Raw genomic sequence first — 19665 nt, 5'->3', positions numbered from 1 at the left:
CTGGGCGCGCGCACTCCGGCGTCTGGGCAGAGACACTTGTTGTGGGAGCGCTCCCAAAAACGGATGTTGGCCATGCTGTAAGAGACATGACAGCCCGTCAACGGTCCGGACAGGACTGGTTCTTCTGTCGGGTCCTCCGACGCACGCCGGTTTCCTGTCCGGACCGAGGCACCACCACCTCATGCGGTCAGCCCGCGAGCACGTCCAGCCTGCTGATGCGGACCGCGCCCCGGACATCCCCGGGATGGGCGCTCGTCAGCGTCAGCCTGAGCCGCGAGCCGCGCACCGGGGCGAAGGTGATCGCCGTGGGCACGTCGGAGGCCGTTGCCCAGTCGGTCTTCACGTCCTCGGCGGGCACGTACCGTTCTCCGTCCCAGACCGCGACCTCGACCGACGCGGGCAGGCTGTGCGTCGCGTCGACGGTGAAGGAGACCTCGGCCCGGTCGACCGTGCCGGTCCGCCCCCAGTCGACCGAGACCCAGTCCTTCGGCCGGGCCCCGCCGAACGCGGGCAGCAGGGCCGTGGGCGCCTTGTAGAAGGCGTTGGACCAGCCGGTGGCGGGGTCGCCGTCGAGCATGGCGGCGGGCAGGGTGTCGGGGCGCCCTGAGTAACTGGCGTCGGCGAAGGGGTGGTCGGGCGCGAGCGGGGCCTCGGGCTCGAACACGGCAGCCGGTGTCGTCGCCGTAGAGCGCGCCGGCGTGGCCCGCAGGCTCACCTTGCCGGTGCGCAGGCCGTCCGCGTGTGCCGTCACCGTGAGGGGGCCCGGCCGGACCCCCGACCGTACGATCGCGAGGGCCTTTCCGTGGAAGGCGGTGCGCGTGGTCGCCTGGTAGCGCTCGGCGCTCTCCTGGCGCCCGTTGTCCAGGCCCGCGAGGGAGCCGCCGTCGACGTCGAAGGTGAGCAGGTGCTCGGCGTCGGGCACCACCACGCCCCGGGCGTCGACGACCTCGGCGGTCACGAAGCAGAGCGAACGGCCGTCGGCGGCCACGGACCTGCGGTCGGAGGTCAGGCGGATCGCGTGCGGCTTCCCGGCCGTGCGCAGGACGTCGGTGGCGACCCTGCGGCCGTCGCGCCGCGCCACCGCCTTCAGCTCGCCGGGCTCGTACGGGACCTTCCAGGTGAGGTGCAGTTTGCCCGCGCTGCCGCCCGGACTGGTGTAACTGCCGGGGTAGGGCCCGGAGGTGACGGTCTTGTCGTCGCCGGTCGCCTCGGTGGTCTCCAGGTAGGGCCGCCCGTCGGTGGTCTTCTTCTCGTCGAACCTCCTGACTCCGAGCGAACGGCCGTTGAGGAACAGCTCGACGGTGTCGACGTTGGCGTACGCCCACACCTCGATCGTGTCGCCCTTCGCGTGGTTCCAGGTCGTCGGTAGCAGATGGACCATCGGCTCGTCCGTCCACTGGCTTCTGAACAGGTGGTACATGTCCTTGGGGAAGCCGGCCGTGTCGACCGCGCCGAAGAAGGACGCCTTCACCGGGAAAACGTCGTAGGGCGTGGGCTCGCCTATGTAGTCGATGCCGGACCACAGGAACTCGCCCGTGAACCACCTGCGGTCCCGGTCCTTCTTCAGGCCGTACTCGCCGCTCATCGTCCAGGTGGCGAGGTTGTTGTCGTACGAGGAGGTCGCCCGCCTGCCGGGTGTGTGGTTCTCGCCGGTGTTGAGGTTCTCCGGCTCCTGGTACGCGCCGCGCGTCGATGTCTCCGAGGAGGACTCCGACTCGAAGAGGAACAGGTCGGGGTAGCGGGCGTGCAGGGCGTCGACCGAGGCGGCCGTGTTGTAGTTCAGGCCGAGGCCGTCGATCTTGGCGAGGATCAGGTCGGCCGGGGAACCGGGGGCGGGGACGCTGCGGTGGCGGTGGGAGCCGATGACGACCGGACGGGTGTCGTCGAGCCTCCTGATCCCGGCGATGAGGCGGTCAGCGATGGCGAGGCCGGCGGTGGAGGTGAACTCGGAGATCTCGTTGCCGATGGACCACATGAGGACGGCGGGCGAGTTGCGGGCCGCGGCCACCATCTCGGCGATGTCCCGGTCCGACCACTCCTCGAAGAAACGGCCGTAGTCGTAGCGGGTCTTGGGGCTGCGCCAGCAGTCGAAGGCCTCCACCATCATCACCAGGCCGAGCCGCTCACAGGCCTCGATCACCTCGGGGGCGGGCGGGTTGTGGGAGGTACGCAGGGCGTTGACGCCCATGGACTTCATGATCGCCAGCTGGCGTTCGACCGCGTCGGCGTGGACGGCGGAGCCGAGGGCGCCGAGGTCGTGGTGGAGGTTGACGCCACGGAGCTTGACGTGGCGGCCGTTCAGGGTGAGGCCGTCGTTCGCGTCGATGGTGGCCGTGCGGATGCCGAAGCGGGTGCGACAGGTGTCGGTCGTGCGGCCGTCGACACGCAGTTCGGTGCGCAGGGTGTAGCGGCGCGGGGTGTCGATGTCCCACAACCCCGGGTCGGGGACGGTCAGTTCGTGTGTCGCGGTCTCGGCCGCCGCGCCGACGGTGAGCGTGGAGGTCGTACGGGCCACCGGGCGCCCGCCCGGGTCGAGGACGGTGGATCCGACGGTGACCTCGGCCTCGGTGCCGGACTCGTTGACGACGGTCGTACGGGCCCTCAGCACCGCCCGGTCCTCGCTCAGGTCGGTCGTCGTCACCTGGGTGCCCCAGCGCTGGACGTGCACGGGGTCGGTGACGACGAGCCGGGCCTGGCGGTGGATGCCGCTGCCGGAGTACCAGCGGCTGCTGGGTAGGCGGTTCTGGACCTTGACCGCGATCACGTTCTCGGTGGTGCCGTCGGTGTGCAGCAGGTCGGTGAGGTCGAGGGCGAAGCCCGTGTAGCCGTAGGGGTGTCGGCCGGCCTCCGTGCCGTTGCAGTGGACGTACGCGTCCATGTAGACGCCGTCGAACTCGACCGAGATCCGCTTCCCGGCGAGCGAGGGCGGCAGTGTGAACGTGGTGCGGTACCAGCCGAGGCCGCCGGGGAAGAAGCCGGTGCCGCTGGTGGTGCCGTTCTCGGTGGTGGGGGCGAGCTCGATGCTCCAGTCGTGCGGTACGGCCACCTGGCGCCAGGACGAGTCGTCGTAGCCGGGCTTCGCGGCGTCCGCGTACTCGCCGGTCGGGTCGGTGATGCCGCCCGGGTTGACGAGAGCGAAGCGCCAGCCGTCACGGAGGGGGATCGTGCGGCCGGGGGACGAGCCCGAGCCGGTCCGCGCCGCCGCGGCGGCCGTGACGCTCGCGGTGCCCGCCAGCGCTCCCGCCGTAGGTGCGGCGGCGCCCGCGATGAGTAACGACCTGCGCGTGACCGTCATCAGGATTCCCTTCATAAGCAATCACAACTGCTCGCGGCCAAACAGAATCTGACGATGGGGCACTCAAGGTCGTCAAGAGTCCGTCGCGCCACTTCTGCCGATCCGGCCCCTTCAGGCCCGGACATCGCCATTCGCCCCCTCCGCGGCTGCCCGGGTGTGTAGCTTCGTGACGCACTAGGCTTGAATTCGCCCGTAAACCCGTTCGGCCCGGCGGAATGGAACTGGCCACGATGAGGAGCCGCAAGGTAGCGCACGGTGATGCTCCGGCGTATGCCCTGGACGGTGCCGCCACGGCACGGACGGTCGTGGACGGCGACGGCTCGATCGTCGAGTGGAACGAGGGGGCCGAGCGTCTGCTGGGCTGGTCCCCGGCGGAGGTCGTCGGCCGTCCCGCCAAGGAGCTGCTGGCCGCCGGCAGCCCTTTCCCCATGCCCGCGCCGGGCAGTGTCAGCTGGAGCGGCACGCTCACACTCCGTCACCGCGACGGCCGTACGGTCTCGGCCTGGCTCCTCGCCCACCAGCGGCGGCAGAAGGACGCGGACGACACGGGCTGGCTGGTTCTGTGCCCGCTGGACGACCCCGGGCCGCTGGTCCGGGACGATCCGCTGGCCATGGCTGTGCTGATGCAGTCGCCCTGCGCCACGGCGGTCTTCGACGAGCAGCTCCGGCTGCGCGGGATCAACGGCATGATGGCGGACGCCGTGGGCATGCCGGAGGAGAACCTCCGGGGGCTGCACATGTCCGAGATCGTGGGCGGACGGCAGGGCGAGCGGCTGGAGGAGCAGCTGCGCGAGGTGCTCGCCGACGGCAGGCGCAAGGACGTGCAGACCTTCCTGCGGGCCGCCGACGAACACAGCGCCCACGCCTGGTCCGCGGGGATAGCCCCGCTCATCGACGCCGAGGGGGTGCCCATCGGGGTCTGTGTCACCGGCCACGACATCACCGAGCAGTACCGGGCCCGCCAGCGCCTCCAGCTCGTCAACGAGGCGAGCATCCGCATCGGCACCACGCTCGACGTCACCCGCACCGCCCAGGAACTGGCCGATGTGTGCGTGCCCGTCCTCGCCGACTTCGTCAGCGTCGACCTCATGCAGTCCCTGGACCACGGCGACGAACCGCACGAGGGCCCGCTGTCCCCGCCGTTCACCCTGCGCCGGGCCGCCCACCGGTCGATCAACCCCGGCTCCCCCGAGGCGGTGGTCGAGCTGGGGGGCACCCACGTCTACCCCGCGATCTCCCCGCAGGCGGCCTCCCTGGTCGCCGGGCACACGGTCACGACCGCCGACGCGGCCGTCTCGCTGAAGGAGTGGCTGGCCCTCGACCCGGCGCGCGGCTCCCGGGTCGAGGAGTACGGCATCCACGCCACGATGTCCGTCCCGATCCGGGCCCGCGGCACGACCCTCGGGGTGGCCGTCCTCAGCCGCTACAAACGGCTCGACCCGTTCACGCCCGACGACCAGCTGCTGGCCGAGGAGGTGACGGCGCGGGCCGCCGTCTGCATCGACAACGCCCGCCGCTACTCCCGTGAACGCGAGACCGCGCTCGCCCTCCAGCGCAGTCTGCTCCCCCAGACACTCCCCCACATGCCCGCGCTGGAGGCCGCCTCCCGCTATCTGCCGGCGGCCCAGTCCGGGGTGGGCGGCGACTGGTTCGACGTGATCCCGCTCTCCGGTATGCGGGTCGCCATGGTCGTCGGCGACGTCGTGGGCCACGGCGTGCAGGCCTCGGCGACCATGGGGCGGCTGCGGACCGCCGTCCGCACCCTCGCCGACGTCGACCTCGCCCCGGACGAACTGCTCACCCACCTCGACGACCTCGTCGTACGGCTGTCCGCGGAGGCCGGCAGCGAGGGGGTGACCGGTGAGGTGGGCGCGACCTGTCTGTACGCCGTGTACGACCCGGTGAGCCGCCGGTGCACCTTCGCCCGGGCCGGGCATCCGCCGCCGGTCGTGCTGGACCCGGACGGTCGGCCTATGGAGGTGGAGGTACCGGCGGGGCAGCCGCTCGGGCTCGGCGGGCTGCCGTTCGAATCCGCCGAACTCGAACTCGCCGAGGGAACCGTCCTCGCCCTCTACACCGACGGCCTGATCGAGACCCGGGACCGTGACATCGACGCGGGGCAGGAGCTGCTGGCGCGGGCCCTGTCCGGCCGTACGGGCTCGCTGGACGAGGTGTGCCAGGAGGTCATCGGCTCGCTGCTGCCGCCGAACGGCGCCCCGGACGACGTGGCACTGCTGCTGGCCCGGACCCGGGGGCTGCCTCCCGCGCAGGTCGCGACCTGGGCGATCCCCGCCGACCCGGCGTTCGTCTCCCGCACCCGGCAGTACGTGCTGACGCAGATGGCCCTGTGGGGGATCAGCGAGACCGCGTTCACGGCGGAGCTGGTGGTGAGCGAGCTGGTCACCAACGCGATACGGCACGGCGCCCCGCCGATCCAGCTGCGCCTGATCCACGACGACACGACCCTCATCTGCGAGGTGTCCGACGGCAGCGGCACGGCTCCGCATCTGCGCCGGGCGAAGACCTTCGACGAGGGCGGCCGCGGTCTGCTGCTCGTGGCCCAGCTGACCCAGCGATGGGGCAGCCGGCACACGGAGGACGGCAAGACGATCTGGGCGGAGCTGACGCTGGCGGAGGAGTGAGCGGCCGGGGCGGCGGGCCGAAGTCCGTTGCCGCGGCTGCTGTGGGGTTGAAGGCCGTTTCCGCGGCTGCTGTGGGGTTGACGACAAGACCGCACGCCCGTGCGAGGTTTCGGGGCGGACGTCTGTAGGGTGCGTCAGTCTCCGCCCGCCGAACGTCTTGAAAGTCCCCCTGTGAACACCGCCCTCGCCGAGGTCCTCTCCGTCGTCCTGCTGCTCGTCGTCCTCGGCTGCGCGGTCGCGCGTCCGTTCGGACTGCCCGAGGCGGTGGTCGCGGTCCCGGCGGCCGGGCTGGCGGTGGCGACCGGGGCGGTCTCCCTCGATCACGCGCGCGCCGAGGCCGAGATGCTGGGGCCGGTGCTCGGTTTCCTCGCCGCCGTGCTGGTGCTGGCCAAACTCTGCGACGACGAGGGGCTCTTCCAGGCGTGCGGGGCGTGGATGGCGCGCGCCTCGGCGGGCCGGCCCCGGCGGCTGCTCGCCTCGACGTTCGCGCTGGCCTCCGGCATCACGGCGGTGCTCAGCCTGGACGCCACGGTCGTGCTGCTCACTCCGGTGGTGTTCGCGACCGTCGCCCGGCTCGGCGCCCGCCCCAAGCCGCACGCGTACGCCACCGCGCATCTGTCGAACACGGCCTCACTGCTGCTGCCCGTCTCCAATCTGACCAATCTGCTGGCGTTCACGGCGAGCGGGCTGAGTTTCACGCGGTTCGCGCTGCTGATGGCAGCGCCCTGGGCGGTGGCCGTGGCCGCCGAGTACCTGGTGTTCCGTCGCTTCTTCGCGGACGACCTGGACGCACCGGCGCCCGCCGGGCAGAGCCAGGACGAGGCGCCCGAGCTGCCACTGTTCGCCCTGGTCACGGTCCTGTGCACGCTCGGCGGGTTCGTGGCCGCGTCGGTCGTCGGGGTCGACCCCGCCTGGGCGGCGCTGGCGGGGGCCGTGGTGCTCGCGGTACGCGCGCTGGTACGCCGCACCACCGGCCCGCTCGCGCTGTTCAGGTCGATATCCCTGCCGTTCCTCGCGTTCGTGCTGGCGCTGGGCGTCGTCGTCCGGGCCGTCGTCGACAACGGCCTCGCCGACGCGCTCGGCCAGGTGATGCCGAGCGGCTCCGGCCTGGCCGCGCTCCTGGGCATCGCCGCCCTCGCCGCGCTCCTCGCCAACGTCATCAACAATCTGCCCGCGGTGCTGGTCCTCGTGCCGCTCGCCGCCCCGCTCGGCACGGGCGCCGTCCTCGCCGTACTCCTCGGGGTCAACATCGGCCCCAACCTGACGTACGCCGGTTCCCTGGCCACGTTGCTGTGGCGGCGCATCGTCCATCAGCACGAGCACGACGTGGAGCTCGGCGAGTTCACCCGGCTGGGGCTGATCACCGTGCCGGTGGCGCTGGTCTCCTCCGTGGTGGCGCTGTGGCTGTCGCTGCTCGCGTTCGGAGGCTGAGAAGCTTTGAGGCAACAGGTCAGCCGCCGTCCCTGAGACCGTTCCGGTACGCCCCCGGCGGCACCCCGTACCGCTGTCGGAACACACGGCTGAAGTGGAACGGGCTGCCGAACCCGGAGGCGGCGGCCACGCGTTCGACGGGGAGTTCGGTGGCTTCCAGGAGCCGGGCCGCGTGCAGGAGCCGGGCGTGGAGGAGCGCGCGCATCGGGGAGTGACCGAGCTGCTCGGTGAACAGGTGGGCGAATCGGGACGGGGAGAGGGACACGCGCTCGGCGAGGGAGGCCACGGTGTGCGGGGCGCCCGGGTCGGCGGCGATGAGGTCCTCGGCCCGGCGGATCCTCGGGTCGGTGCCGGTCCGGCGCGGCTCGGCCCGGGCGGCGGCCAGCAGCACGACCTCCTCCAACGAGCAGAGGGCGAGCTCGCGGGCGGCCGTGCCGTGCGCCACGGCGACCTCGCCGTCGGGCACGGACTCGGGTGCGGCCCGAGCCGGCGGTGCGCCCTCCCCCGTCCAGCGTGCGTCGGCGAGCATCCGGCGGAAGGCCGCGTCGACGCGCTCGCGGATGCCACCGGGGGCCCGGGGCACGGCGTACAGCAGATCGGCGGTCTCGTACGGGCGCAGCCAGGCCGCCCAGGAGGGTCTGGCCTGGCAGTGCGCCCACCAGAACGCCCAGTTCCCGGCGCCGGGCCGGACCCTGTAGTGCTGGGGTACACCCGGGCCGAGGACCACGAGGTCGCCCGAGGCCGCCGTCGCCTCGGCCGCGCCCTGCCGCAGCAGTCCGGCGCCGCCCGTGGTCCAGGTGAACAGCCAGCTGTCCGATCCTCTGGGCCGTGTGATGGCGTACGGGGGCGGCTGGTCGAAGCGGCCGATGATCATCTGGCCGGCCGGTGGTGACGGGACAGCGGTCTCGGGCAACTCGTCAGCACGCACAGGCATCCCTCCGAAAGGCGCTCCGACCTAGCGTGAAGCAGACAGGACACCGAAGAGAAGGGGTACGCGGATGGCAGTCACGGACAGGGAGGTCTTCGACAGCGACGGCTATCTGGTCGTGCGGGGACTGTTCTCGACCGAAGAGATCGATCAGTTGTGCGACCGGTTCGCCGCCGTGCAGGCGGGCGGCCCGATCCCGGGGCACTTCGCGCCCCGTGCCGCCGCGCTTGAGGAGGCGTCCGTCGATCCCCTGCACGTCTACCCGCGCGTGATGCACCCGCATCGCATCGACGACCTGTCGTTGCGTGTGCTCCTCGACGCGCGGCTGCGGAAGATCCTGGAGAAGCTGCTCGGGGAGGAGGTCCTGGCCGCGCAGAGCATGTTCTACTTCAAGCCGCCGGGGGCCCGTGGGCAGGCCCTGCACCAGGACAACTTCTATCTGCGGGTGGAGCCGGGCACCTGTGTGGCCGCGTGGATCGCCTGCGATGTGATCGACCGGGACAACGGCGGTCTGGAGGTCGTACCGGGCACCCATCGCATGGACCTGTTCTGCCCGGAGGAGGCCGACGAGCAGCTGTCGTTCGTGCGGGAGTACGTGCCGCCGCCGCCCGGTCTCACCGCCGTGGCCGTCGACATGCGGCCGGGTGACGTGCTGTTCTTCAACGGCAGTCTGGTCCACGGCTCCCAGCCGAACCGTACGGCCGAGCGCTTCCGCCGCTCCTTCATCGGCCACTATGTCGGCCGCTCCACCGAGCGCATCGGCCGCTACTACGACGTCCTGACGATGAGCGGAGACCCCGTCCCCCTCCTTGAGAGCGACGGAGCCGGGCCGTGCGGCACGGAGTTCGAGGCGATGGGCGCGCACTGACGGGTGCTCAGGTGCCCGCGGTGAAGCGGAGAATCGTGTCCGCGACCGCCTCCGGGTTCTCCAGGAGCATGGCGTGGGTGCCGTCGATCTCCGCGACCGTCACCTCGGGCTGCTCGTCCGCGAGTTCGGCGAGGTCGCCAGGTCGTGGAGCCAGTCGAGGCCCGGGACGGACGGCACGGGCCGCTGCGCGCGCCCGAGCAGCAGCGGCCGGGGGACGCGTCGGAACAGGGCGAAGAGGTCGAGGGAGTCGATCGCGGCCAGCATCTCCAGGGCGTGCTCGCGCTCGGGCCGCACGTCCCACCGCCCGTCGGCGCGTTCGCGGACCGAGCGCAGGACTCCGGCCTCCAGCAGCTCGTTGGGAATGCCGAGTTGATCTGACATCGCGCGCTGCTGGGCGAGCAGGTCCTTCAGTCCGTCGGCCGGGAGCACCGGGCCCGCCGACGCCCTCGCCGTCTCCCACACCTGTGCGAGGCGTTCCTCGACGTAGGTGGCGTCGAGCCCCATGTACTGGTCGGGCCTGCCCCACCCGTACCCGTCCAGGTTCACCGCGCCGGGCGTCACCTCCGGGTGCTCGGTCGCGTACAGCGCGGCGAGCATGCCGCCGTGGGAGTGTCCGACGGGGAGGGCGCCCGGGACGCCGTACTCGGTGAGTACGGCCTCGATGTCGCCGAGTACGGCGGGGATGCTCCAGGTTCCGGACGGTGAGTGGCCGTGGCCGCGCAGGTCCACGGCGAGTACGCGGTGCCGGTGGACGAGTAAGGGCGCGACGGCCGTCCAGTCGGCGAGGGTGCGGGCGGCGCCGTGGATCAGGAGGAGGGGTGGGCCGTCGCCCCCGTGGTCGTGGACGGCCAGGGGGACGGGAAGTGATCGGTGGTCATGCCCCGACCATAGGCACGCGGCCTCTCGGCCTCCGCGGGCAGGTAACCGGGGCCGGACGTCGGGATCGTGGCCCCCGAAGGGAGGCGGGCGGCTCAGCCCAGTTCCAGCAGCCCCCGGCGGACCGCCTCCGAGACCGTGCTCGCCCGGTTCTCCGTGCCGAGCTTGCGGTAGACGCGGACGAGGTGGGTCTTGACCGTCGCCTCGGTGAGGAACAGGGCGTTGGCGATGGACCGGTTGCTGCGGCCCTCGGCGAGCAGCCGCACGACCTGGATCTCCCGTGCGCTGAGGACGGTCTCCGGCTCGGCCACGTGGCCGGCGAGGTGGCCCGCGGCCTCGGGGGCGAGGCCCATGCCGCCGGAGGCCGCGGCGCGCACGGCACGGAACAGTTCCTCGGGCGGGCCCGCCTTGAGGATGTAGCCGCGGACCCCGGCCTCCATCGCGCGTACGACGTCGCCCTGGCTGCCGTAACTCGTGAGGACGACGACCCGTACGCCCGGAGTGCTCGTGGTGATCTCGCGGGTCACGTCGACGCCGTTCATCCGGGAGCCGGTCGCCGGGTCGTCCGTCAGCCGGAGGTCCATCAGCACCACGTCGGGGCGGAGCCGGGCGACGAGGTCCACCGCCTCCTCGCCGTCGCCGGTCTCGGCGACGACGTCGAAGCCGGGTTCGCCCGTGAGGAGGGCGCGCAGTCCGGCGCGTACGACGGCGTGGTCGTCGACGACGACGATGCGCAGGTCGGGTGTCGCGGTCGTCCCGGTCAACGCGTTCCCGCCAGGGCGAAGGTACTCAGGGGCAGGGTGGCGCGGGCGAGTGTGCCGCGTCCGAGGGCGCTCTCGACCGTGAGGGAGCCGCCGAGCGCGCCGAGGCGCTCACGGACCGCGGCCAGCCCTAGGCCGCGGCCGCCCGGCCGCGCGACTGCGGCCGCCGTGTCGAAGCCCACGCCGTCGTCCCGTACCTCCACGGTGACCGTCTCGCCGTCCTGGTGGTCGAGGGTGACCCACACATGCCGGGCGTGCGCGTGTTCCTGGGCGTTGGCCAGCAGGCCCTGGGCGGCGCGCAGCAGGGCGGTGGCCCGGTCCGCGGGGACTGTGCCGGTCCCGCCCCGGGTGCAGAAGGCGATCCTCGGTGCCGTGGCGGTGGTGCGGGGACGGGTGCACAGCGTGTGCAGCGCGGTCGCGAGGTCGTCGCGCTCCAGGGCGGGCGGGGTCAGGTCGCGGATGATGGTGCGGGTCTCGTCGAGGTTGGCGCCGAGGGCGTCGACGACCGCGCGGACCTGGGTCCTCGCGAGGTCCGGGCGGCGGTCCCAGGCGCGGTCGGCGGACTGCAGGAGCATGCGGCTGCCGGCGAGTTCCTGGGCGAGCGTGTCGTGCAGGTCCCGGGCGATACGGGCCCGTTCGGCGAGCCGGCCTGCCTCGCGCTGACCCCGGGCCAGTTCGGCGCGGGTCCGGTTCAGTTCGGCGAGGAGGCACTGCTGGGTGCGGTAGAGGACGACCGTGGCCCAGAGCGCGGCGGCCGGGGGCACGACCATTTCGAGGTGCGGCGTCCGAGCGGTGTGGGCGATCAGAATCACGAGCAGCACGGTGATCACTCCGACGACGGCGACCGCCGTCCGGGCCGCGAACATGCGCAGCGCGAGGATCGCCAGCGGTAGCGCCAGCCAGGTGTAACTCATGGCGAGCGGCGCGGGCATCGCCCAGGAGACGTAGGCCCACATGCCCAGCAGCGCCGCGAGCCAGACGGGCCGCCCCCAGCGCCCCAGCCGGTCCCAGAGGGCGAGGCCGGCCACGTAGCCCACGGCCAGCAGCGTGATGACCGGGACGAGTTCCCAGCACAGTCCGGAGTTCTGGTCCGCGAGCCGGATCACGCCGCCGATGACGAGGGTCAGGAACACCAGGTCCGGCAGCCGTCGAAGCGACAGCGAACCTCGGCGCACGAAGGCGGGGGCGATGGCGGGCACGGCGGCGATGACGGGCACGGCGGCGATTCCCTCTGCGGCGGTCCGGACTGGCATGGAGCTGGCGAAGCCAGCCGAGTGTAGGCAGTGACCAGTGTGACCGGAGTAAAGGAGTCCGCCGTGCCCGTGGTTTTCGGCCAGGCCGTCGCGTCGGACCGGGCCCTTACCGCCCGGGGCGCAGGCCCAGCACGCCCGGCGTCGGGTCGCCCTTGACCTCACCGAAGTAGAGGGCGAATGTCTGCTTCAGCCGCTCGATGTTCGCGCGGTCCTCCATGAAGCGGGGGAAGCCGTCGACATGCGCGTCGGGGATCTCCCACACCGGCTTCAGCGAGGCGTTCGGGGTGACGTCGGTACGGACCGACCACCCGTTGAAGCTCGCCTTCTGGCGCTCTTCGGACAGTTGCCAGTTGAGGTAGAGCTTGGCGGCCGTGGGGTTGGCGGCCTGCTTGAGGATCGCGGCGCGCTGGCCCCAGGCCATGAAGGGGGCGCCTTCCGACGCGACCCACTTCACGGCGGCCGAGCCGGCCACCGCGCTGCCCGAGGTGCCGACGCCGATGGTCTTCTGCTTGCCGTTGACGGCGACACCGGGGGTGTGGGAGCCGCGGGCGAACTGCGGCTGCTGCGCCGCGAACTTCGCCACCCAGTCCCAGCCGTACGTCTGCTGGTAGAGGGAGAACAGGTAGAGGACCGCGTCGTCGTCGTGCGGGTAGGAGGAGGCGATGGCGCCCTTCCAGCGCGGGTCGACCAGGTCCAGCGGGGTCTTGGGGGCGTCGGCGCCGACCGCCTGGGTGTCGTACATGAAGCTGAAGCCGATGACCGCCAGGGCCGTCCAGGCCCCGTCCGGGTCGCGGAAGCCCTTGTGGACCTTGGAGAATCCGGCGGGCTTGTAGGAGAGCAGCCTGCCCTGGCGCTTCCAGCGGGTGAAGTCCTGGAGCGTCTGGAGCTGGACGAGGTCGGGGACCAGGGTGTCGGTCGCGAACTGGTTGTCGACACGGACGTCGTGGTACTTGCTGTAGTCCACGACGATCGTCAGGTCGATCTCCGGGAAGCGGCTCTTGAAGGCGGCCCGTACGCCCGCCGCCTGGCTGTCGACGTCCCCGCCGGAGTAGATGACGAGCTTGCCGCCCTCGGCGAGGGCCGCCCGGTACAGCTCGTCGAGCGAACGGGTCTCCTCCGCGCCGGTCCGCGAACCGACCCGGCCCGACGCGTCCGAGGCGGTGGCGGCCTGCGCGGCACCGGTCGCCACGAGACCGCCGAGTGCGGCGCCCGCGCCGGTGGTGAGGATCCGTCGTCTACTGAAATTGCTGGCCATCGTGGGGGAAGTCCTTTCCGCGGCCGGTGGATACGGCGGCACGGCAAGTCTGCGATCGGCGGGGCTCGGCGCGCGTCGCCCGGAAGCGGATGACTGTTTCAACCGTTCGATTGAACGGGACACCGGCCGGCCCCCGGGTGCGGCGCCGGGGCGGCCCTGCCCCGCCTCGGCGGAGTCCTGTTCCCCGCCGCCGGCGCGGTCCACTGCACGACGTCCGCCGTCGAGGCCGTACGCCTGCGCCGACTGCCGCGCCCCGCGCACGGCCCTGCCGGTGCGCGAAGGCCTGCGTCACTCATCGGAAAGCCGCACGGCCGCCGAGCGGGGCTCCGGCCGTTGCCCCCGTCGCGGTCCGGGACCTCTTCCGTCGGCTGCTCATGGGGATGACGACGGATCTCAAGGTGTGAGGTCGTCGGGAACGGGCGCGAGCAGGTCCAGCGCCCGTTCCCAGCCGAACTCCGGGCGCCCGCCGCCCTCGTGCGTGTCACCGGCGTACGGATCGCCGAACCGTACGCCCATGCCGCGCAGCCGCTCCAGGCTCGCGCGGTACGCCGGGTGCGCGGCGAGGGCGTCGGCGACACAGGGCAGTACGGCGATGGGGACGCCGAGGCCGTACGCCTCGCACAGGGTGCCGAGGGCGAGGGTGTCGGCCGTGCCCGCGGCCCACTTGTTGATCGTGTTGAACGTGGCGGGCGCGACCACGACCGCGTCCGGCGGCGGGAAGGGGCGCGGGTCTCCTGGCGACCGCCAGGCGGAACGGATCGGGCGGCCGGTCTGCGCCTCCACGGCCGCCGCGTCGAAGAAGCCGCCGCCCATGGCGACCGGGGTCGCGATGACCCCGACCTCCCAGTCCCGCTCCTGCGCCGCCGTGATCAGCTTGCTGACCTCCACGGCGATCCCGGCGGCGCAGACGACGACGTAGAGGAAGGGCTTGTCGGCGGAGGATTCCTGGCTCTGTCCGGTTCCGGGCGCGGTGTCGGTCATCCGTCGAACCTTACTGAAACAGGCTCAGCCTCCGGGCGGTCTCTCGACGAAGCGTTCGATGTCCTCGGCGGTCGGGCGGAGCAGCCCGTCCCGTACGGCGAGGGCCGTGGCCTGCGCGCGGGAGGCGGCGCCGGTCTTGCGCAGCAGGTGCTCGACATGGGTGTGCACGGTGCGCGGGGACAGGTACAGCGCCTGCGCGATGGCCTGGTTGGTCTGTCCGGTGGCCGCCCGGGTGAGCACCTCCAGCTCGCGCGGGCTGAGTCCGTACGGCAACGGCACGGGCGTCTCGTGCACCAGGACCGCCCGGCGTACGACGGCCGTGCCGAGGGTGTGGCGGCGGAGCGTGACCCGGTACCAGTCCTGGCCGACGGGCCACAGCAGGCGCAGGCGTGCGCCGTGCGAGTCGGCGAAGGCGCGCAGCAGGCGGCGGAACTCGGTGTCCTCGAGCACCCGGGCCGGGAGGCGGCCGGGGATGTCGAGGGCCTCGTCGGCGACGACCAGGCTCGCGCCTCCGTCCGCCGGCAGGTCGTGCAGGTCGCCGGCGTGTGCGGTGGGGTCGGCGAGAACGCCCAGGGCGGGCAGGAGGGAGGCCAGCAGGCGGCGGGTGCCGATGTCGTAGGCGTCGGGGTCCGCGGTGGAGAGGGTGATCAGTCCGACGACGCGGCCGTGGTGGCGCAGGGCACCGGTCACGGCGTCGCGGACGCCCGCCGGGCGCATCCGCTCGGCGTAGAACCAGCCGTCGCGGTAGCGCTCCCCCGGGTCCTCGGCGTCCTCGGAGATGGAGGGCGGGATCTCGCTGCGCAGGACGGTCTTGTACCAGGGGGTCGAGACGAACTCGGCGGCCAGTGCCTCGGAGACCTCGGCGTCGTAGCCGATACCCGCGATCTGCACATAGGTGCCGGTCAGCGGGTCCATCTCCAGCAGGGTGGCGCTGTCGAGGGGCAGGGCACGGCCCAGTTCGAGCAGGGCCTGGGCGCAGGCGGACGCGGTGTCGCGTTCGCGGGTGAGCATGCCGATGCGGGTGGCTGCCGCGATCTGGTGGTGGTCGAGCATCCGAGCCTCCCGGGGCCGGCCCGAGACCGTGCTGGTCCTTCGCGAGGCCGTGCAGGTCTTTTGGGCCCTAACGATATGAGGGCCGGAGATCGATGGACAAGGCATTCACCGATCCGTGACCGGGGATGGCCGGTACTCGCCCGCGTACACGGTCGGTGTTCCACCGTCCTTCGCCCCCCCAACGGTCCTGCGCCGTCCGCCGTCCGCCGTCCCTCGACCGTCGGCCCTCGTCCCTCGTCCCTCGTCCGTCGTCCCTCGGCCCCCGGCCCCCGGCCCCCGGCCCCCGGCCCCCGGCCATCGGCCGTCGGCCGTCGGCCGTCGGCCGTCACGCCCAGCGGATTCGCGCCGTCCCTCGCCCCTCACGCCCAGTCGGATCTCCGCCGTCCACCGTCCGCCGCCGCGCAGTCGGTATTTGTACGGATGGCAGCGAGGGGCGCTGGGGTCTTTTCTGTTCGGCACAGCCGGACGCCCGCCGCTTTCGGGCCCACGTCCCCTTGGAGATCCCCGCCATGACCAGTTCCCCGTACTCCGCCGTCCCCGCCTCCCGCAGGAAGTTCCTCGCGTGGTCCGCCGGAGCCCTCGCCACGACCGGGCTGGCCGCCACGGGCTGTAGCGCCCCGGAGGGGAGCGGCTCGGCGAAGGCAGCGGACTCGTCCCCGACCGCCAGAAAGCTCGCGAAGATCGGCCTGGACTACCCCTTCACCCAGATCCCGCTCTACGCCACGCTGGTGAAGCTCTCCACGGCTGCCGCGAAGAAGCACGACGTCAAGCTGCTGACGACGAGCGACGCGAGCAACCCCGACACCCAGGCCACCAACCTCAACACCTGGGTCACCCAGAAGATGCCGGCGATCGTCTCGTTCCCGATGGTCTTCGAGGCCGCCGAGCCGATCGCCAAGGCCGCGCTGGAGGCCGGTCTGATCTGGGTCACGTACGGCGGGACCCTGGAGAACCAAAGCGCCGACATCCAGTTCAGCTTCCGGGAGAGCGGCACGCTGCTCGGCGAGGCGGCGGCGAAGTGGGCCAACGAGGAGCTGGGCGGGAAGGGGAAGATCGCGTTCCTGGTCGACAACACGATCGAGCTGGGCCGGGAGCGCACGAAGGGCATGATCGACGCGTTCACCAAGCTCGCGCCCGGTGTCGACGTGGTCGCGCAGGAGCAGGCCATCGACCCCGACACGGGGCTGTCGAAGTCCAACGCGCTCCTCGCCAAGCACCGCGACCTCAACATCATCCTGGGGATCACGGACGCGGCGGCGTACGGCGGTTACAAGGCCTTCCAGCAGGCCGGGCGGAAGAAGAGCGACGCGAAGACGTTCGTCGGCGGGCAGGACGGCGCGGCCCCCTCGCTCCTCGCCATCAAGCAGGGCACCTTCTACCGGGCCTCCTCCGCGCTCGCCCCGCAGGCCATCTCCAACGCGATCGTCGACGTGCCGCTCGCCGTGGCCGCCGGGAAGAAGGACGCGAGCGTGCAGGTGCCGGTGAAGCTGGTCCAGACGGGCGACACGGCGGAGATCGACGCGCTGCTCGCCCAGAACGCGTAGGGCTCCGCCATGGCTGACATGACCGACCCGACCGGGTGGTCCGGGGTGACGGACGCGGTCGCGGCGACCGGAACGGCCGGGGTCGCCGACGCGGCCCACCCGCCGAATCTGCGGATCACCTCGCTGAGCAAGTCCTTCGGCGGGGTGCGGGCCCTGGACGGTGTGGATCTGACGGTGCCCGGTGGGCAGGTCCACGCCCTCCTCGGGCACAACGGGGCCGGGAAGTCGACCCTGATCAAGTGCCTGGGCGGTGCGTTCCCGCCGGACTCGGGGACGATCGAGGTGGGCGGCGTGCCGTACCCCCGGCTCAGCCCTCGCGAGTCGATCGCGGCCGGGGTGGCGATCATCTTCCAGACGCTGAGCGTCGTGGACTCCCTGACCGTCACCGAGAACATCTTCCTCGGCCAGGAATGGACCCGCTACGGCCGGATCGACCGCCGGGCCCAGGAGAAGGTGGCCGCCGAACTCCTCGACCGGGTCGCCGCGAGCTGCTCGCCGCGCGACCGGGTGGCTGAACTCCCCATGGGACAGCGCCAGTTGGTCGAGATCGCCAAGGCGCTCAGTCGCAGCGCCTCGGTCCTGGTCCTGGACGAGCCCACGGCCGCGCTGTCGGGCGCCGAGAGCGACGCCCTGGCCGCACGGGTCGAGGACCTGCGCGGCCAGGGTCTCGCTATCGTCTACGTCACCCATCTGCTGGCGGAGGTGGAACGGCTGGCGGACGCGGTGACCGTGCTGCGGGACGGCCGGGTCACCCACCATTCGACGGGGGCCGGGCAGAGCCGCCGGGAGCTCGTCGAGGCGATCACGGGGAGCCGGGGTCCGGCTGCGGCGGCCTCGGCTGCCGGGGGCGGCACGGACAAGGGGGCCCGGCCGATCGCCCCCGGGCCCGACCGCGCCGAGACCTCTCCAAAGTCCCCCGCGCCCACTCCCGCCCGCCTCAGCGTCCGTTCCCTGCGCGGCCCCGGCTTCGGTCCCGTCGATCTCACCGTCGGTGAGGGCGAGATCGTGGGGCTGTACGGGCTGATCGGGTCCGGGCGTACCCGGGTGCTGGAGACGCTGTTCGGGCGGCGCCGGGCCTCCGGTGGGACCGTGCGGGTCGGGGAGCGGGTCGTCGCGCCCGCCCGGCCGGCCGACGCGCTCGCCGCCGGGATCGCGCTGGTGCCTGCGGACCGGCGCGCCCAGGGGCTCTTCCCGATGCTGACCGCGCAGGACAACGTGCTGTTGCCGTCCGTGCGCACGCTCGCCCGGCGCGGGGTGCGGGCGCTCGGTGCCGAGCGGCGGGTCTTCGGCTCGCTCGCCGAGGCGGTCGGGCTGCGGCCCGCCCGGCCGGGGCTGCCGGCCGCCGCCTTCTCCGGTGGCAACCAGCAGAAACTGCTGCTCGGCCGGTGGATCAACGAGGCCCGCAAGGTCGACGTCCTGCTGCTGGACGAGCCGACCCAGGGGGTCGACGTCGGTGCCCGCCAGGAGATCTACGACGTCGTCTCCACGCTCGCGCGGCAGCGCGGCACGGCCGTGCTGTTCGCCTCCAGCGACCCGGAGGAGGCCGCCACCCTCGCCCACCGCTGCCTGGTCGTCGACCGGGGACGGATCATCGCCGAACTGTCGGGGGCCGAACTCACCGAAGAGGCCCTGCTGTCGGCCGTGCACGACGCCGGCACGCACACATCCGACGACGACAGCGACCTACCTCCCCCATCCACCACGCCGGCCGACCCGGCCACCCCGCACCCCCCTGCCCGCGAAGGAGCAGCATGACCACCGCGACCACGGCGACCGCCGCCGAACGTGCCGTGCCCGGCCCGCGCGCCCTGGCCGCGCGCGGGCTGGCGACCCTGCGGCGCCACCCGCTCCTTCCCGTTCTCACCCTGATGGTGCTGGTGTTCCAGGTGTCCACGGGCAGCTTCCTCGACCCGGGCAATCTGCGCGGGATCGCCACCGACGCGGCCGCGCTGGCCATCGTCGCCGTACCGCTGGCCCTGCTCGTCATCAGCGGCTATCTCGATCTGTCGGTCGGCTCCACGCTCGCGCTGGGCGCGCTCGTCGCCGGTTGGCTCGCGGGCGAACAGGCCCAGTCCCCCGTCGTCGCCGTGCTCGGCGCGCTCGCCGTCGGCGCGGCCGTCGGGGCCGTGAACGGGGTGCTCTGCTGCTACCTGGGGCTGTCGCCGTTCATCGTGACGCTGGGCATGCTGGCGGCCGTGCGCGGACTCGCCCAGCAGCTCTTCCCACTGCCGCTCAGCGGGTTCGGCGACGGGTTCGCATGGCTGGGCGGCGCGCGGATCGCCGGGATCGCGGCGCCGGTGGTGATCGCCGCGGCCGTACTGGTCGCCGGGGCACTGTTCCTGGCGTACACGCCGACCGGACGGCATGTGTTCGCGATCGGGGTGAACCGGGAGGCCGCGTACCTCTCCGGCATCGACGTCCGCCGTACGCCGTTCGCGCTGTTCGTGGTCACCGGTACGGCGGCGGCACTGGCCGGAGCCATCAAGGCGTCGGTGCTGGACAGTGTGGTCTCGGGCACCTCGGGCGCGGGCTTCGAGCTGACGGTCCTCACCGCCGTCCTGCTGGGCGGCGTGGCGCTCAGCGGGGGCTCCGGTTCGGTCCTCGGTGTGCTGCTCGGCGTGCTGTTCCTCGGCTGTCTGCAGAACGGGCTGACACTGCTGAGCGTGCCGACGTTCTGGCAGCAGATGGCTCAGGGCGTGGCCCTGGTGGCGGGCGCCGCGCTCGCGTACTTCGGCCCACGACCGACCCGATGACGACTCTCCTTCCCCCTTGTTCGAC

General features: G+C 72.4%; 14 protein-coding genes. 6 read left to right on the top strand and 8 right to left on the bottom strand.

What is annotated here, in order from left to right; genetic code table 11:
* Positions 1–187 precede the first annotated feature (187 nt).
* Entirely contained in the window at positions 188–3295 is a 3108-nt protein-coding gene (locus SGFS_RS49810; RefSeq protein WP_286259424.1) for a glycoside hydrolase family 2 TIM barrel-domain containing protein, read from the bottom strand.
* Between the two features lie 230 nt (positions 3296–3525).
* Between SGFS_RS49810 and SGFS_RS49805 the strand changes: the two genes are divergently transcribed.
* Both SGFS_RS49805 and SGFS_RS49800 read left to right on the top strand, forming a co-directional pair.
* Positions 3526–5937 (top strand): SpoIIE family protein phosphatase, encoded by a 2412-nt coding sequence (locus tag SGFS_RS49805; protein ID WP_286259423.1) that lies wholly within the window; start codon positions 3526–3528, stop codon positions 5935–5937.
* 171 nt (positions 5938–6108) lie between these two features.
* On the top strand, positions 6109–7368 hold the full coding sequence (locus tag SGFS_RS49800) for an SLC13 family permease (protein WP_286259421.1): 1260 nt from the start codon (positions 6109–6111) through the stop codon (positions 7366–7368).
* Between the two features lie 19 nt (positions 7369–7387).
* On the opposite strand, the gene SGFS_RS49795 is transcribed toward SGFS_RS49800, so the two are convergent.
* Positions 7388–8302 carry a helix-turn-helix domain-containing protein gene (locus SGFS_RS49795; RefSeq protein WP_286259420.1) on the bottom strand — a complete coding sequence of 305 codons (915 nt, stop codon included), beginning with the start codon at positions 8300–8302 and terminating at the stop codon, positions 7388–7390.
* 64 nt (positions 8303–8366) lie between these two features.
* Between SGFS_RS49795 and SGFS_RS49790 the strand changes: the two genes are divergently transcribed.
* The gene (locus SGFS_RS49790) at positions 8367–9164 is read left to right on the top strand and encodes a phytanoyl-CoA dioxygenase family protein (RefSeq protein ID WP_286259419.1); all 798 of its coding nucleotides are present in this window, start codon (positions 8367–8369) and stop codon (positions 9162–9164) included.
* A 99-nt stretch (positions 9165–9263) separates the two neighbouring features.
* Here SGFS_RS49790 and SGFS_RS49785 read toward each other — a convergent pair whose 3' ends face one another.
* The 6 genes from SGFS_RS49785 to SGFS_RS49760 all read right to left on the bottom strand — a co-directional run bounded on the left by SGFS_RS49785 (position 9264) and on the right by SGFS_RS49760 (position 15343).
* The gene (locus SGFS_RS49785) at positions 9264–9971 is read right to left on the bottom strand and encodes an alpha/beta fold hydrolase (RefSeq protein WP_286260420.1); all 708 of its coding nucleotides are present in this window, start codon (positions 9969–9971) and stop codon (positions 9264–9266) included.
* 164 nt (positions 9972–10135) lie between these two features.
* Positions 10136–10804 (bottom strand): response regulator transcription factor, encoded by a 669-nt coding sequence (locus SGFS_RS49780; RefSeq protein ID WP_286259418.1) that lies wholly within the window; start codon positions 10802–10804, stop codon positions 10136–10138.
* Entirely contained in the window at positions 10801–12054 is a 1254-nt protein-coding gene (locus SGFS_RS49775) for a sensor histidine kinase (protein WP_286259417.1), read from the bottom strand. The genes SGFS_RS49780 and SGFS_RS49775 overlap by 4 nt, the downstream gene beginning before the upstream one ends.
* 106 nt (positions 12055–12160) lie before the next feature.
* Positions 12161–13309, bottom strand: a complete 1149-nt coding sequence (locus SGFS_RS49770) for an ABC transporter substrate-binding protein (protein WP_286259416.1) — start codon at positions 13307–13309, stop codon at positions 12161–12163.
* A gap of 393 nt (positions 13310–13702) precedes the next feature.
* Positions 13703–14290 carry a flavoprotein gene (locus SGFS_RS49765; RefSeq protein WP_286259415.1) on the bottom strand — a complete coding sequence of 196 codons (588 nt, stop codon included), beginning with the start codon at positions 14288–14290 and terminating at the stop codon, positions 13703–13705.
* A gap of 24 nt (positions 14291–14314) precedes the next feature.
* Positions 14315–15343 (bottom strand): helix-turn-helix transcriptional regulator, encoded by a 1029-nt coding sequence (locus SGFS_RS49760; RefSeq protein ID WP_286259413.1) that lies wholly within the window; start codon positions 15341–15343, stop codon positions 14315–14317.
* 509 nt (positions 15344–15852) lie between these two features.
* Between SGFS_RS49760 and SGFS_RS49755 the strand changes: the two genes are divergently transcribed.
* From SGFS_RS49755 to SGFS_RS49745, 3 genes are read left to right on the top strand one after another with little or no spacing between them, the layout of a single operon-like run.
* The gene (locus SGFS_RS49755; protein ID WP_286259412.1) at positions 15853–16887 is read left to right on the top strand and encodes a sugar ABC transporter substrate-binding protein; all 1035 of its coding nucleotides are present in this window, start codon (positions 15853–15855) and stop codon (positions 16885–16887) included.
* 9 nt (positions 16888–16896) lie between these two features.
* Positions 16897–18642 (top strand): sugar ABC transporter ATP-binding protein, encoded by a 1746-nt coding sequence (locus tag SGFS_RS49750; RefSeq protein ID WP_286259411.1) that lies wholly within the window; start codon positions 16897–16899, stop codon positions 18640–18642.
* Entirely contained in the window at positions 18639–19640 is a 1002-nt protein-coding gene (locus SGFS_RS49745) for an ABC transporter permease (RefSeq protein ID WP_286259410.1), read from the top strand. The genes SGFS_RS49750 and SGFS_RS49745 overlap by 4 nt, the downstream gene beginning before the upstream one ends.
* Positions 19641–19665 lie beyond the last annotated feature (25 nt).

The sequence above is a fragment of the Streptomyces graminofaciens genome (assembly GCF_030294945.1).
Taxonomy (GTDB): Bacteria; Actinomycetota; Actinomycetes; order Streptomycetales; family Streptomycetaceae; genus Streptomyces; species Streptomyces graminofaciens.
Note: the sequence above shows the minus strand (reverse complement) of the source record. Positions and strands in the feature narration are given on the sequence as shown.

What these genes read in the sequence shown, in the direction of transcription:
- SGFS_RS49795 (WP_286259420.1), bottom strand. Translation starts at nt 8,302, where the DNA reads ATGCCTGTGCGTGCTGACGAGTTGCCCGAGACCGCTGTCCCGTCACCA.
- SGFS_RS49755 (WP_286259412.1), top strand. Translation starts at nt 15,853, where the DNA reads ATGACCAGTTCCCCGTACTCCGCCGTCCCCGCCTCCCGCAGGAAGTTC.
- SGFS_RS49760 (WP_286259413.1), bottom strand. Translation starts at nt 15,343, where the DNA reads ATGCTCGACCACCACCAGATCGCGGCAGCCACCCGCATCGGCATGCTC.
- SGFS_RS49775 (WP_286259417.1), bottom strand. Translation starts at nt 12,054, where the DNA reads ATGCCAGTCCGGACCGCCGCAGAGGGAATCGCCGCCGTGCCCGTCATC.
- SGFS_RS49765 (WP_286259415.1), bottom strand. Translation starts at nt 14,290, where the DNA reads ATGACCGACACCGCGCCCGGAACCGGACAGAGCCAGGAATCCTCCGCC.
- SGFS_RS49745 (WP_286259410.1), top strand. Translation starts at nt 18,639, where the DNA reads ATGACCACCGCGACCACGGCGACCGCCGCCGAACGTGCCGTGCCCGGC.
- SGFS_RS49790 (WP_286259419.1), top strand. Translation starts at nt 8,367, where the DNA reads ATGGCAGTCACGGACAGGGAGGTCTTCGACAGCGACGGCTATCTGGTC.
- SGFS_RS49810 (WP_286259424.1), bottom strand. Translation starts at nt 3,295, where the DNA reads ATGACGGTCACGCGCAGGTCGTTACTCATCGCGGGCGCCGCCGCACCT.
- SGFS_RS49770 (WP_286259416.1), bottom strand. Translation starts at nt 13,309, where the DNA reads ATGGCCAGCAATTTCAGTAGACGACGGATCCTCACCACCGGCGCGGGC.
- SGFS_RS49805 (WP_286259423.1), top strand. Translation starts at nt 3,526, where the DNA reads ATGAGGAGCCGCAAGGTAGCGCACGGTGATGCTCCGGCGTATGCCCTG.
- SGFS_RS49750 (WP_286259411.1), top strand. Translation starts at nt 16,897, where the DNA reads ATGGCTGACATGACCGACCCGACCGGGTGGTCCGGGGTGACGGACGCG.